Origin of the sequence: Rickettsiella endosymbiont of Dermanyssus gallinae (assembly GCF_019285595.1) — a bacterium.
GTDB lineage: Bacteria > Pseudomonadota > Gammaproteobacteria > Diplorickettsiales > Diplorickettsiaceae > Rickettsiella_B.
Window position 1 is genome coordinate 1,570,028 of sequence record NZ_CP079094.1, and the last position, 13,047, is coordinate 1,583,074.

The following is a 13,047-nucleotide window of genomic DNA, read 5'->3' on the forward strand; positions in this document are numbered from 1 at the left end:
TTAGACTCACAGCAATGGGATTTTCGGCAAGGCGCCGCGAGAATGAAGCAACCGGAATGTATACAACATACATGAGGATTGCGAATCGAGCGGGAACGCCGCCGAAAGTTCAAGTGCGAAGAGTATATTAGGAGAACCCGATTAATGCCAACCCCGCTTAACAAACGGAATTTATTTGCTACGTTATTATTAGGGTTTTCATCCGGTTTACCGCTCGCCTTAACCGCAAGCACCTTACAAGCATGGTTTACAGTAACTGGCGCCAGTATTCTGGCCATTGGCAGCCTTGGTTTGATTGGACAACCGTATGTGTATAAATTTCTGTGGGCACCTTTGCTGGATCGCTGGATACCCCCTCTATTAGGACGTAGACGCGGATGGCTGATTATCACGCAATTTACGTTATTACTTGCCATTGCCGCTATGACCTTAGCGGATCCTCAAACCAGTCCCTCATTATTAGTCAGCCTCGCCTTTCTAGTTGCCTTTCTTTCTGCCTCACAAGATATTGCGGTTGACGCCTATAGAACCGATGTACTTAAGCCTTATGAACGTGGCTTAGGGGCCACGCTGACAAGCTGGGGCTATAGAATAGGTATGCTGGTTTCCAGTGCATTGGCATTGGTATTAGCGGATAAATTTGGGTGGCGCCCCATGTATTTAATCATGGCCGGCCTTATGACCATTGGTCTTTTTGCCAGCTGGTTTGGTGAAAACCCTACCGATCAGCAACAAAACACGCCTCCTTCTAGTTTACATGCGGCTGTGGTTGAACCTTTTAAAGAATTTCTAAGTAGAAAATCGGCTTGGCTCGTTTTGCTATTCATTGTGCTTTATAAATTAGGCGATGCGCTCAGCGTATCATTAACAACGCCTTTTTTAATTCGTGGCTTGGGTTTTTCATTAACCACTGTTGCCTTTGTTAATAAAGGAATTGGCTTCGTTGCCACCATGCTAGGACTTTTAGCGGGTGGACTATTAATGACACGTATACGCCTATTTACGGCGTTATTTTATTTTGGCATTTTACAGGCTGGCGCTATTTTAGCGTTATTACAACTCGCTTTAGTCGGTCATCATTATGGCTTTTTGGTGTTTGCTATTTTTACCGATAACTTCTGCAATGCCATGGCGGGTATCGCTTTCCTCGCTTTTATTATGAGCTTATGTGACCATCGTTATACGGCCACACAGTTTGCATTATTTTCAGCTTTAGCAAGCGTTGGACGTGTTTTTATTGGCCCTGTTGCGGGCTTGATTGTGACCTACTTTAGCTGGCCGGTATTTTTTATCTTATCGTTAGCCGCCTGTTTACCCGGATTAGGTCTACTCTGGTACTTGCGCAATAGCGTTAGCAATAATCATGCTACATCGGCAGAAAACGCATCTTAAAATACTATGATAGCCTCTATCTCTACACGAGCCCCTTTGGGTAACGCTGAAACTTCAATCGTACTTCTTGCTGGATAAGGTGCTGTGAAGTGTTCCGCCATGATGCTATTAACAACAGGAAAATCCGTTAAATCGCTTAGAAAAATAGTTAGCTTTACACATTGATTTAGCTGTCCGCCCGCCGCTAAAGCAACCGCCGCTAAATTCTTAAATACCTGCCTGGTTTGTACCTCAATGCCGCCTTCAAGGAAATTACCTGTTGCGTCTAATGCGATTTGACCGGACAAATAAACGGTATCACCAACTCGAACCGCTTGGGAATATGCACCGATGGGCTGAGGGGCCTCGTTCGTCTGTATAATTTGCTTATTATTCATGACAATACCTTCAAATTTCTATAATACCTACTCGTCATTGCGAGCGCGAAGCGCGTGGCAATCCAGTAAAACAATGATAACAGAAGACCCCCACCTTCGCTTTAGCCACTAATTAAGGCACTGTGCCTAAAGAAATGACTTGAATTCCAACCCTTTGCTCCCCATATAAAGGATGTTGGGGGGCAGTTGTGCTCTTTACCAAACATCATTATGATTAGCCTCTTATTTAATATGGGTTAGTTGTATATCCTCCGTTGTGATAGTAATAATTCTTAAGGAGAATCTGAATGAGTGAAGTATTAGAAAAACCATTAGTCGAAATGATTACACCGTTACAAGATCGTCTTATCGTTAAACGAGCTGTTGAAGAGGAAAAGTCCAAAGGCGGAATCGTTATTCCCGATACAGCCAAAGAAAAACCTGTTAGAGGCATCGTTGTTGCTGTAGGTCCAGGTAAACGTCTTGAATCAGGCGAAATTCAGCCTTTATCCGTTAAACTCGGAGATGAAATTCTATTTGGCAAGTATGCAGGTACCGAAGTCAAACTTGAAAATCAAGACTACATTGTGATGCGTGAAGATGACGTCATGGCAATCATGAAGAAATAATCAATTTTAATTTTCAGAGGAACTAATAAATGGCTGCAAAAGTTTTACAATTTGGTGTAGAAGCACGTGCTTCTATTCTACGTGGTGTCGACATATTATCTGAAGCGGTTAAAGTAACCTTGGGTCCTAAAGGTCGCAACGTTATTTTAGACAAAAGCTTTGGTGCACCTACCATTACAAAAGACGGTGTTTCAGTCGCAAAAGAAATCGAACTGAAAGACAAATTTGAAAACATGGGCGCGCAAATGGTTAAAGAAGTTGCTTCCCATACGTCTGATGAAGCCGGTGATGGCACAACGACAGCAACTGTTTTAGCACAAGCTATTTTACGCGAAGGTATGAAAGCGGTTGCCGCTGGCATGAACCCTATGGATCTGAAACGAGGTATTGATACCGCTGTTACTACGGTTGTTGCTGAACTTAAAAAACTCTCTACACCTTGTCACGAAATCAAATCCATTACCCAAGTCGGTGCCGTATCAGCCAATAACGATATCGCTATCGGTTCTATCATTGCAAAAGCAATGGAAAAAGTAGGTAAAGAAGGCGTTATCACCGTAGAAGATGGCTCCGGTTTAGAAAATGAACTGGATACGGTTGAAGGTATGCAATTCGATCGTGGTTACTTATCTCCGTACTTCATTAACAACCAACAAAGCATGGGTTGTGAATTAGAAAATCCTTACATCTTATTAGTTGATAAGAAGATTTCTAACATCCGTGAAATGTTAGGTATTCTTGAAGGTGTTGCAAAAGCAGGTCGTTCCTTATTAATTATTGCTGAAGATGTAGAAGGCGAAGCCTTAGCGACTTTAGTGGTAAATACCATTCGCGGTATTGTTAAGGTTTGTGCTGTTAAAGCACCTGGTTTCGGTGACCGTCGTAAAGAAATGCTACAAGATATTGCTATCCTCAGCAAAGCAAACGTTATTGCTGAAGAAGTAGGATTAAATCTTGAAAAAGCTTCTTTAGAAGACTTAGGTTCTGCAAAACGCGTTGTCATCACCAAAGACAATACTACTATCATTGATGGTCAAGGTGAAAAAGACAAAATTGAAGGTCGTATTGCCGAAATCAAAACACAAATCGAAAAAACCAGTTCTGATTACGACCGTGAAAAGCTACAAGAGCGTTTAGCTAAATTATCGGGCGGTGTTGCAGTGATTAAAGTAGGTGCAGCAACTGAAACCGAAATGAAAGAAAAGAAAGCGCGTGTAGAAGATGCACTGCATGCAACACGTGCAGCGGTTGAAGAAGGTGTGGTTCCTGGCGGTGGTGTTGCTTTAATCCGCACACTCAGCACCCTTGTTAATTTAAAAGGTAGTAATACCGATCAAGACATGGGTATTCGTATTGTACGCAATGCACTTGAAGCGCCTTTACGTCAGATTGTAACTAACGCTGGTTCTGAACCTGCTGTTATTGTCGACAAAATCAGTTCTGGCAAAGGTAACTTTGGTTACAATGCAGCCACAGGTGAATACGGCGACATGATAGAAATGGGTATCTTAGATCCAACTAAAGTAACCCGCACTGCACTACAAAATGCAGCTTCTATTGCTAGCCTGATGATCACAACCGAATGTATGGTTGCCGAACTTCCTAAGAAGGAAGAAGGCAGCGGTATGCCGGCTGATGGCATGGGTGGCATGGGCGGAATGGGTGGTATGGGCGGAATGATGTAAGAAACATTCTTACTCAACTACCTAAAAAAACCCCGCTTCATGCGGGGTTTTTTATTGCTCGTCATTATGCACAGCAATCTAGCACGCTATTTTTGTATAATTTATAAACAAAAAATTTCCTTTCTTTTTTTCAACCGATAATTATCCTACAATTTAATCAACAGATTTCGCATACAAAAACTTCGGGAGCACCTTATATGTTTTCACGCGTGTTACTCTTTTTAGCAACCAACGTTTTAATTATTGCCACTATTTCTATCGTAACGACTTTACTTGGGCTTAACACTTATCTCACCTCACATGGCATTAATTATCAATCACTTGCTATTTTTTGTGCGCTTTGGGGAACGGCCGGCGCCTTTATTTCACTTTTAATGTCTAAATTCATCGCTAAAAAAAGTATGGGGGTCAAGATCATCGATCCTAACGCAACAAAAACTGAAGAAGAACGAAACATTTTGGATATTGTGCATGGCTTAGCGCGTAAAGCAGGCTTAAAAATCTTACCTGAAGTTGGCATTTATCAATCGCCTGAGCTCAATGCTTTTGCTACAGGACCCACAAAAAATAATTCATTAGTAGCGGTTTCGAGTGGTTTATTACAAAAAATGAATCGAGATGAAATTGAGGGTGTATTAGGCCACGAGATCTCACACGTAACGAATGGCGATATGGTCACGATGACATTGCTTCAGGGTACCATTAATGCCTTTGCTCTCTTCTTATCGCGTATTTTTGCCTATGCACTTTCTGCAGGCGGCGCAACCCGCAATGATGATCAAGCATCTGCTGTAGGACCAGGACCGATGTTTTTTATGCTCACCATGGTATTTGATGTTTTATTTACCTTATTAGGTAGTATTTTAGTCGCCGCCTTCTCGCGTTATAGAGAATATCGTGCAGATAGAGGCGGTGCTAATTTATCGGGACGTGAAAGAATGATTTCTGCCTTACAAGCTTTACAACGCAATATGCAACCCGAAGATACGCGAGCCCCTTCCTTATCTACTTTAAAAATTTCCCATAAAAGCGTTGGGTTTCGTGCATTATTTTCCAGTCATCCACCGCTTGAATTACGTATTGCGCGTTTGCAAGAAGCAAAATAAATTTTTATTCAACTATTATATTTTTTTATTCTCTTTAGCGTATTGCATCAATCCACCTCTAAACGGTGCAAAACCGGTACCAAAAACCATCCCGGCATCTAGTAAATCAGTATCCTCAACTACTTTTTCGTGTAAACATTTCTTCGCTTCCTCTATCATTGGATCAATTAAACGATCAATTAAATCGTTTGGCACTTTGTAATCATCCGGAATTTTTTCTTTAATCGCTTGCCCTTTTTTATCATAACGATAAAAACCTTGTTTGGTTTTTTTCCCTAAACGTTTACTCGCCACCATTTTTTCTAAACCTTCTGGGAGCGGAGGCGGGGATTGTAAAGCTTGATGTAAAATTTTCGCCACGGCTAAACAAATATCTAAACCTACTGTATCCGCTAATTCTAAAGGTCCCATTGGCATACCAAAATCCAGTGCGGCCTTATCAATCACTGGCGCAGGGATTCCTTTTTCCAACAACAATACCGCATGCAATAAATAAGGCATTAATAAACGATTGACTAAAAATCCTGGTGAACTTTTTACGGGTAATGGTAATCGATTGATTTGATGAACAAATGCCAATGCTTTTTCAATCACCTCGGGTGAATTTATTTTAGCTTGCACTACCTCAACCAGAGGCATTTTTGCAACTGGATTAAAAAAATGTAACCCAATTAAACGTTCGGGCTGTTTTAAACCTTGTTGAATTTCTTCTAATACAATACTGGAGGTATTCGTTGCTAAAATCGTATCAGGCTTAACTTGTGCTTCCAATTGACGAAATAAATTCTGTTTTACCGTTAAATCTTCAAATATAGCTTCAATCACTAAGTCGGCACGACGGATGCTATAACCCGCCACATCGGGTAACAACCTATCCATTGCCATTTGAATAGCACGCGGTTTTTTTAAACGTTTTTTAAATAAAGCATAAGCGCGCCTTATAGCCGGCGCTAAATATTTAGGTTCTCTATCCTGTAAAGTGACGACCATACCTTGCAAAGCACACCAAGCGGCAATATCACCGCCCATCGTACCAGCCCCCACTACATGCACATGTTTAAAAGTCCCAGTATATTTTTTACCAAGCTGGCTTAAACGTTCTCGTAGAAAATAAATATGAATTAAGTGACGTGCAGTGGGCGTCATCGCTAATTGGCTTAAGGATTCTGCTTCATCCAAAAAGGCTTTATCGGATACACCAACTTGTCGCCAATGCGCTAACATTTGATAAGGCGCTGGATAATGTTGTGGATTTACCTTCGCCACTAGACGACGATGAAAAAGTGCAGCAATACCATTTCTTATCCATGCAAGATTACTTAAACTTTTCCAACTAAATCCCGCCGATCGTTTTTGCAAATGGGCATAATATAAAGCGGCTGTTTCAGCATGTCGTTCGGGAACAACACAATTAACTAAACCCACTTTAGCAGCGGCTTGAGCGGATAGCATTTTTCCGGTTAACATTAGCTGCAATGCATTAACAGCGCCCAATAAACGCGGCAAACGAACTGTACCACCCCAACCTGGATGAATACCTAATAGAACTTCGGGTAACCCCAAACGTGTCTGCGGATTATCAATAGCAATTCGATAATGACAAGCAAGCGCTAGCTCCAAGCCACCGCCTAAACAAAAACCTTTGAGCAACGCAACGGTAGGCATTTTTAAGGCGGCCAACTGATCAAACACCAATTGACCTTGGCGAATAAAATCAAAGACTTCTTTTTCGTTCGTTAAAAAACTGATAGTTTGAATATCCGCGCCTACAATAAAGCTATTCGCTTTACCCGATGTAATAATCAAACCATGAATAGATTTATCTTTTTCAATGCCTGTTAATAATGATGCTAATTCAATTAATACACTTTTATCGATGGTATTAACGGCACTATTTTTTTTATCAAAATAAAGCCAAGCAATATTTTCCTTCTGCTCAAGTCGCCAATGTTGCGTATTTGTTTCCATCATGCCGCTCCTTTTGCACTAGCTACATTTTTAAGTAAAAGTGCACCACCCTGCCCACCACCAATACACAAGGTTGCTATGCCTAAACGCGCTTGTTTTCGCCTTAAAATATGCGCCAGATGTAACACAATTCGTGCACCACTTGCGCCTACAGGGTGACCCATTGCAATCGCACCACCATCAATATTAATAATCGATGGGTCAAGTTTTCCCAATGCCTGAGATAACCCTAACTCTGTTTTACAATACGCACTGTCGTTCCAAGCCGCTAAACAAGCCAGCACTTGGCCAGCAAAGGCTTCATTAATTTCCCAAAAATTAACGGCATTAAAAGCAAGTTGCTGCTTTTTTAATAAGCTGGAAACCGCATGTACAGGACCCAAACCCATTTCGCTGGGATCAACCGCTGCCCACGCCACATCTACAATGCGTGCTAATATTGGCAAGCGATATTTCTGCACGGCTTTTTCGCTGGCTAAAATTAAAAACGCAGCGCCGTCAGTTACCTGAGAACTATTACCCGGGGTCACTAAACCAAAGGGTTTATCAAAAAAAGGCTTTAATGTGCTAAGTTTTTCTAAACTGCTATCCCTACGCAAACCATTATCATACGAATAATAATGATTATCTTCGTCGTAAATGGCATTGATCTCATCTTTAAAAACACCAGCATCCTGTGCAGCAGCCAAACGGTGGTGACTTTGTAATGACCATTCATCCATTTGCTTGCGTGTAATACCAAATCGATGGGCAATGATTTCTGCTGTTTGTCCCATGGATAAACCTACAATCGGATCGGTTAATCCACGTAATAAAGCAATAATCGGTGTTAAATAGTTTAATCGAAACTGACTTAAAACGCGCAACCGTGCTGCAAAGCTTTTAGCCGAATTCCAACGCGCTAAAAAAGTGCTCATTTGTTGCTTAAATAATAACGGCGCCTGGCTCATCGCTTCGGTACCACCGGCTAAAACCAGATCATAACGTCCACAAGCAATATCTAAGGCAGCACTATCTAAGGCCTGTAGTCCCGACGCACAATTTCTTTGCACGGTATAAGCAGGTACCGACTTTCCACAACCTAAACGTAAAGCAATCACACGACTAATGTTCGTTTCATCCGGACTAGACATCACACAACCTGTCACCACTTCATCCAATTGTTCTGGGATAAACGCTTGGCGTGTCAACAAATAACGACTGGCTTGAACCGCTAGATCCGAAGCCGAAAACTTCCCTGGTTCACCACGCACTTTTAACCAAGGTGTACGCATGCCATCCACAATATAAACTGGCCGTGCAAAATTTGAGCTCACATTTGACTGCATAATCCCTCTACTGCTTTCTTAACTGAATCTAAAAAGCTCGTAAATAGTATAAATAAACATTAAAATTCATCGACCTGCATGCTGTCTTGTTGCAACGTTTCAGCGGCAAGGAATTGTTCTACTTCAGCACGGCTAAGCATGCCATGCTTTACCGCGTATTCCAGCTGTTGCTCGATATTCCATGATTTATCTATTCCTTGTTTTCTTAATTGCCTGATTTTATTTCTAATCGTCTCTATCTTCATCCATTCTGTAAAAGCAAGTTCCATACGTCCTGTTATATCATTCTTATCTAGCCTTAGATAACAATCTTGTGTCATTCGATCACGAAATGCAGAAATTTTTTTCATCGGTTCAAGCAATTGTGCATCCAGTTTATCACTCGCGGGTTGAAAGGATCGCCCTAAAGGAAAAACAATACCCTGTAATAATCGGCCTAAAAAATATGAAGGAAAGTTCATAAAGAACTTCTCAAAAGCGATCTGGATATGATAAAGGCAGTACTTTAAATTCCATTCTAAGTAGCAATCATCTTCTGCGGAAGCATATTCCTGGTAATAACGCAGCGCACTCGAAGCAAGATAAAGATAGCTTAAGACATCGCCTAAACGGGCGGAGAGACGTTCCCTACGTTTTATACTTCCACCTAGCACTAACAAGGTGACATCGGTTACGTACGCCAAGGCGGCAGACATCCTCGATAATTGACAATAATAATATCTGAACTTTTTTAAAGGACTTTTCACAAAAAAACGTCCTATCCCAAACGCAAAACTGAATGTTTTTATTAAGTTCTTAAACACATAACAAACATGACTCGCTAACAACTTGTCTAAAACTCGAATATCATTTTTTTGAATCGCTTTGACTTCATCCATTAAAAAAGGATGACAACGCACAGCGCCTTGACCAAATACAATCAGGTTTCGTGTCAGAATATTAGCCCCTTCCACCGTGATAGAAATCGGTATGGCGATATAGCCTTGTGCTAAATAATTACGCGGCCCTAACTGAATCCCACGTCCGCCATGAATATCCATGGCACCATTAACGATAGTACGCGCAAACTCTGTCATGTGATATTTTGCGATAGAGGAAGCCAATGCTGGCTTTAGTGAAGCATCCACTGCAGTAACTGTGAATCGACGTGTTGCTTCCATTAAATACGTTAACCCAGCCATTCTCGCCAGTGCCGCTTCTACACCTTCAAACCTAACCAGCGGCTGATTAAACTGCTCTCTTAAAACGCTATAAGCGCCTGTCATTCTATAAGCCAATTGGGTTTGTGCCGCACTCACCGCTGGCAAAGAAATACCACGCCCTATCGATAAACATTCTATTAACATTCGCCAACCTTGGCCTAACATTTTTTCGCCACCGATGACAAAATCGAGTGGAATAAAAACCTCTTTGCCGCGTATAGGACCATTCAAAAAGGCAAGCCCCATGGGCGAATGACGATGTCCTGCTTCAACGCCTTCCAGGTTAGAAGGTACTAAAGCCACTGTGATGCCTATCTGCACATTTGAACCAATTAAAAGATCCGGATCAAATAATTTAAAAGCAACACCGATCACGGTGGCAATAGGCGCTAAAGTAATATAACGTTTATTAAAATTAAGTCGAATGCCTAAAACTTCTTTATCTTTGTATTTTCCTTTACATACAATGCCACTATCTGTAATGGCCGTTGCATCGCTACCGGCTTTTACAGAGGTTAAAGCAAAACAAGGGATTTCCTGACCTGTCGCTAAGCGAGGCAAATAATAATCTTTCTGATCCTCAGTACCATAATGCAGTAATAACTCTGCAGGACCTAAGGAGTTAGGAACCAATACGGTGACGGCGGCACTGACAGAACGCGTTGCAATTTTTAAAACAATACTCGAATGTGCTAAAGCAGAAAAACCTAATCCGCCATATTTTTTGGGAATAACCATGCCAAAAAATTTGTTCTGTTTTATGTTATCCCATACAGAAGGCGGCAAATCGTGATATTTAGTTAGAATTTCATAGTCATTCAACATATGACACAAAGCTTCTACCTGATTATCTAAAAAACTTTGTTCTTCTGCCGTTAATATGGATAAAGGAATCTTATGTAACGCCTGCCAATCCGGTTTGCCACGAAACAAATCTTTCTCCCACCACATATCGCCGGCTTCTAAAACCACTTCTTCCGTTTTACTGATAGATGGGAGCGCTTTTTTCAGATAAGGAAATAACGGTTTTACTAATAAAGAACGACGCAATAAAGGAATACTCAAGATAATTATTACGCTTAGAATAACAATGCCTAAACTAAATAATAAATACAACATACGCTCAAATCATCCGTTAGAATTTTAAACCGTTTAATATTGATTTAACTCTCGCCACGAACTACGACCTTCTTTTATGGACTTTTCTTCATTCTCCGCACATTTTTTGTTTATTTTTTTAGCGTAAGTCGTTTGCAAGACAAGTGCTTGTTGCTGGGCTTGCTTTGCTCTCGCTGTGATACGGTAGTAATAACCTATTTTTTGATCACTACAAAAAGGCAACCCGATACGTTCAGCATCATACTGCACGTGATAACCCGTATAGTTAAAAGCATCATGTACATGCTTCGCACTTGAGTTTTCGGCTAAGCTACGTTCCGCTATTTCCAATCCCGCTTCAGCCGCCCAAAATTGCTGCGAAGCCAGGCCGTAATTTTGGCTCATACGTAATTCAAGGTGCGTGCTATTTAACAAGCTCAGCACCATCAAAGCTATCATTAAAAGAAAAAACAATACAGTGACTAATATGAAACCACGTTGAATATTTGTACTAAAAACGTCCATATTCCACCGCTATTATAATTTTTTGGCTAAATACCTCGCTCACGTAAGCCTACAATATGTTTCCATTCACCGCCTAAAGGTTTTTTATTCTCCAAAATGAGGGTAATTTCAACACTACGTACATCCTGCCAGTTTTTTACCTGATGCGGGTACATATAAAGTAGATGCTCATTCGCTGTATTTCTTACACCCAATCGAACAGACATTTTTTCTATGCCTTCTACTAATTCAATGGGATTATTTACAGATTTATTTAAATTACGCCGATATAAAGCAAAAATAGTGTTGCCTGAATGGTTTCGGTGCCCTGTATTTCCAATATAGTAAACAATTTTATTTAAAAACCCCACTTCACTATCGCGCTGATAACGATGTTGTAAATTGAATTGTCCCCACTGAAAAGCCTCTGCATGCCGGCAATCGCTAATTAAGCACTTATCCTGAAGATGAAACGGCGATTTTTCTACTAAAGAAATAGTACTGCCTTGCGCAAATTTCACGGGAAAAGTATTGGGATCAAGGAACTGAATTAAAATAATATCGCTATGAGGTTTAGCTGAAGGTAAATAAGGAAGATCCAAATTGCTTGTAGCAGAACCTGCTTGCCAAACAACTAAACTCGTATTCGGCGTTAATTGCGTATTGAGCGGGGAGAAATCAATCAATCGCACACAACCAATTAAACCTGTCATGCGAATATCGCGACTCAGCCAGTTAAAAGCAATTCGCGCACTAGTTTGAACCGCATTCGATGAGACAGGAAAGCATTGTGAAAGCAATGCGAAGTCGAAGAGCCCGCGATAGGCGTGCGTTGACGGGCGAAGCAGGAAACGCATCACGCCGTAAAGTCATTTGTGGGAGGCACGGGCATGAACTCCGAAGGAGTGAGTGCGTGCCGGACGCAGGACGTATCGCGGCCTAATTTCAGTCGCGTCATGCGAACGAATTTCGGGGACACGATGGCCGAAATTCTTCGGGAGCATAGCGACTCACTTGTAAGCGCTGTGTTAAAAAATAGGTCTTCTTACACTGCACAAAAATTTCTATTAGAACGCCACTAAGAAACAAAGCCAGCGTTAACGCAATGAGCAATTCAAGTAAGGTATGGCCTTGCTGTTGTATAGCCCTTTTCATAGCCGGAATAGCAATGACAGTGCGTGTTTAAATTCAGGATGGTAATAAAGAGAACGCCAACTGATTTTATATTGATAATTATTGCTTTGTTTTGTTAGCCGCGCTTCGCCTTCAGGAAAAACGTTAGCGATATGTTCTTCTACTAAAATTAATTGCGCTTGAATACAGGCTTGATCACTACAGCTATACACACGTTCCGCTAATTCATTATTTTTCAAATCAGCTAAGTTGATAAAATAAGCCTGTTCACTGGCACGCAACGCCATTAACTGGCTTTGCGTAAAACTGAGTAACCCAATACTCAAAATGAATAACGACAACATGACTTCGATTAAACTAAATCCTTGTTGTGCTTTTTTATTCTTTGAAATTAACATTCCTACGATGAGACAGGAAAGCATTGTGAAAGCAATGCGAAGTCGAAGAGCCCGCGATAGGCGTGCGTTGACGGGCGAAGCAGGAAACGCATCACGCCGTAAAGTCATTTGTGGGAGGCACGGGCATGAACTCCGAAGGAGTGAGTGCGTGCCGGACGCAGGACGTATCGCGGCCTAATTTCAGTCGCGTCATGCGAACGAATTTCGGGGACACGATGGCCGAAATTCTTCGGGAGCATAGCGACTC

The 13,047-nt window shown here is 41.4% G+C and carries 14 protein-coding genes; 6 read left to right on the forward strand and 8 right to left on the reverse strand.

All coding sequences use genetic code 11. From position 1 onward, the window contains the following. Positions 1–144: 144 nt before the first annotated feature. Positions 145–1,392: an AmpG family muropeptide MFS transporter gene (locus tag KX723_RS07960; RefSeq protein WP_218813827.1), complete on the forward strand. Its 1,248-nt coding sequence runs from the start codon at positions 145–147 to the stop codon at positions 1,390–1,392. On the opposite strand, the gene KX723_RS07965 is transcribed toward KX723_RS07960, so the two are convergent. After that, entirely contained in the window at positions 1,389–1,769 is a 381-nt protein-coding gene (locus KX723_RS07965; protein ID WP_218813828.1) for a Rid family detoxifying hydrolase, read from the reverse strand. The two genes, KX723_RS07960 and KX723_RS07965, sit on opposite strands and share 4 nt — an antisense overlap. Before the next feature lie 287 nt (positions 1,770–2,056). On the opposite strand from KX723_RS07965, the gene groES reads away from it, so the two are divergent. The 3 genes from groES to htpX all read left to right on the forward strand — a co-directional run bounded on the left by groES (position 2,057) and on the right by htpX (position 5,168). Beyond that, positions 2,057–2,377 carry a co-chaperone GroES gene (groES, locus tag KX723_RS07970; protein WP_343230279.1) on the forward strand — a complete coding sequence of 107 codons (321 nt, stop codon included), beginning with the start codon at positions 2,057–2,059 and terminating at the stop codon, positions 2,375–2,377. 29 nt (positions 2,378–2,406) lie between these two features. After that, complete coding sequence (groL, locus tag KX723_RS07975) at positions 2,407–4,062, forward strand: chaperonin GroEL (protein ID WP_218813829.1); 1,656 nt, start codon at positions 2,407–2,409, stop codon at positions 4,060–4,062. Between the two features lie 197 nt (positions 4,063–4,259). Next, positions 4,260–5,168, forward strand: a complete 909-nt coding sequence (gene htpX, locus KX723_RS07980) for a protease HtpX (protein ID WP_218813830.1) — start codon at positions 4,260–4,262, stop codon at positions 5,166–5,168. 15 nt (positions 5,169–5,183) lie between these two features. Here the strand turns inward: htpX and KX723_RS07985 are convergent, their stop codons facing one another. Genes KX723_RS07985 through KX723_RS08005 form a run of 5 tightly spaced genes read right to left on the reverse strand, consistent with a single transcriptional unit; the run spans position 5,184 to position 11,981 of the window. Then, complete coding sequence (locus KX723_RS07985) at positions 5,184–7,139, reverse strand: 3-hydroxyacyl-CoA dehydrogenase NAD-binding domain-containing protein (protein ID WP_218813831.1); 1,956 nt, start codon at positions 7,137–7,139, stop codon at positions 5,184–5,186. Then, positions 7,136–8,464, reverse strand: a complete 1,329-nt coding sequence (locus KX723_RS07990) for an acetyl-CoA C-acetyltransferase (protein ID WP_218813832.1) — start codon at positions 8,462–8,464, stop codon at positions 7,136–7,138. Before KX723_RS07990 ends, KX723_RS07985 begins: the two co-directional genes overlap by 4 nt. A gap of 59 nt (positions 8,465–8,523) precedes the next feature. Further along, positions 8,524–10,785: an acyl-CoA dehydrogenase gene (locus tag KX723_RS07995; protein ID WP_218813833.1), complete on the reverse strand. Its 2,262-nt coding sequence runs from the start codon at positions 10,783–10,785 to the stop codon at positions 8,524–8,526. Between the two features lie 33 nt (positions 10,786–10,818). After that, positions 10,819–11,289 carry a pilus assembly PilX family protein gene (locus KX723_RS08000; protein ID WP_218813834.1) on the reverse strand — a complete coding sequence of 157 codons (471 nt, stop codon included), beginning with the start codon at positions 11,287–11,289 and terminating at the stop codon, positions 10,819–10,821. A 26-nt stretch (positions 11,290–11,315) separates the two neighbouring features. After that, positions 11,316–11,981: a PilW family protein gene (locus tag KX723_RS08005; protein WP_218813835.1), complete on the reverse strand. Its 666-nt coding sequence runs from the start codon at positions 11,979–11,981 to the stop codon at positions 11,316–11,318. Between the two features lie 59 nt (positions 11,982–12,040). Here KX723_RS08005 and KX723_RS08010 point away from each other — a divergent pair, with 59 nt between their 5' ends. Continuing rightward, positions 12,041–12,211 carry a hypothetical protein gene (locus KX723_RS08010; protein ID WP_218813323.1) on the forward strand — a complete coding sequence of 57 codons (171 nt, stop codon included), beginning with the start codon at positions 12,041–12,043 and terminating at the stop codon, positions 12,209–12,211. Between the two features lie 11 nt (positions 12,212–12,222). Here the strand turns inward: KX723_RS08010 and KX723_RS08015 are convergent, their stop codons facing one another. Together KX723_RS08015 and KX723_RS08020 are read right to left on the reverse strand one after the other, a co-directional pair. Continuing rightward, entirely contained in the window at positions 12,223–12,423 is a 201-nt protein-coding gene (locus KX723_RS08015; RefSeq protein ID WP_218813836.1) for a prepilin-type N-terminal cleavage/methylation domain-containing protein, read from the reverse strand. After that, positions 12,420–12,800: a type IV pilus modification PilV family protein gene (locus tag KX723_RS08020; RefSeq protein ID WP_218813837.1), complete on the reverse strand. Its 381-nt coding sequence runs from the start codon at positions 12,798–12,800 to the stop codon at positions 12,420–12,422. Before KX723_RS08020 ends, KX723_RS08015 begins: the two co-directional genes overlap by 4 nt. Before the next feature lie 7 nt (positions 12,801–12,807). Between KX723_RS08020 and KX723_RS08025 the strand changes: the two genes are divergently transcribed. Continuing rightward, on the forward strand, positions 12,808–12,978 hold the full coding sequence (locus KX723_RS08025) for a hypothetical protein (protein WP_218813323.1): 171 nt from the start codon (positions 12,808–12,810) through the stop codon (positions 12,976–12,978). Positions 12,979–13,047: the final 69 nt, after the last annotated feature.

What these genes read in the sequence shown, in the direction of transcription:
- KX723_RS07960 (WP_218813827.1), top strand. Translation starts at nt 145, where the DNA reads ATGCCAACCCCGCTTAACAAACGGAATTTATTTGCTACGTTATTATTA.
- KX723_RS07965 (WP_218813828.1), bottom strand. Translation starts at nt 1,769, where the DNA reads ATGAATAATAAGCAAATTATACAGACGAACGAGGCCCCTCAGCCCATC.
- groES (WP_343230279.1), top strand. Translation starts at nt 2,057, where the DNA reads ATGAGTGAAGTATTAGAAAAACCATTAGTCGAAATGATTACACCGTTA.
- groL (WP_218813829.1), top strand. Translation starts at nt 2,407, where the DNA reads ATGGCTGCAAAAGTTTTACAATTTGGTGTAGAAGCACGTGCTTCTATT.
- htpX (WP_218813830.1), top strand. Translation starts at nt 4,260, where the DNA reads ATGTTTTCACGCGTGTTACTCTTTTTAGCAACCAACGTTTTAATTATT.
- KX723_RS07985 (WP_218813831.1), bottom strand. Translation starts at nt 7,139, where the DNA reads ATGATGGAAACAAATACGCAACATTGGCGACTTGAGCAGAAGGAAAAT.
- KX723_RS07990 (WP_218813832.1), bottom strand. Translation starts at nt 8,464, where the DNA reads ATGCAGTCAAATGTGAGCTCAAATTTTGCACGGCCAGTTTATATTGTG.
- KX723_RS07995 (WP_218813833.1), bottom strand. Translation starts at nt 10,785, where the DNA reads ATGTTGTATTTATTATTTAGTTTAGGCATTGTTATTCTAAGCGTAATA.
- KX723_RS08000 (WP_218813834.1), bottom strand. Translation starts at nt 11,289, where the DNA reads ATGGACGTTTTTAGTACAAATATTCAACGTGGTTTCATATTAGTCACT.
- KX723_RS08005 (WP_218813835.1), bottom strand. Translation starts at nt 11,981, where the DNA reads ATGACAGGTTTAATTGGTTGTGTGCGATTGATTGATTTCTCCCCGCTC.
- KX723_RS08010 (WP_218813323.1), top strand. Translation starts at nt 12,041, where the DNA reads ATGAGACAGGAAAGCATTGTGAAAGCAATGCGAAGTCGAAGAGCCCGC.
- KX723_RS08015 (WP_218813836.1), bottom strand. Translation starts at nt 12,423, where the DNA reads ATGAAAAGGGCTATACAACAGCAAGGCCATACCTTACTTGAATTGCTC.
- KX723_RS08020 (WP_218813837.1), bottom strand. Translation starts at nt 12,800, where the DNA reads ATGTTAATTTCAAAGAATAAAAAAGCACAACAAGGATTTAGTTTAATC.
- KX723_RS08025 (WP_218813323.1), top strand. Translation starts at nt 12,808, where the DNA reads ATGAGACAGGAAAGCATTGTGAAAGCAATGCGAAGTCGAAGAGCCCGC.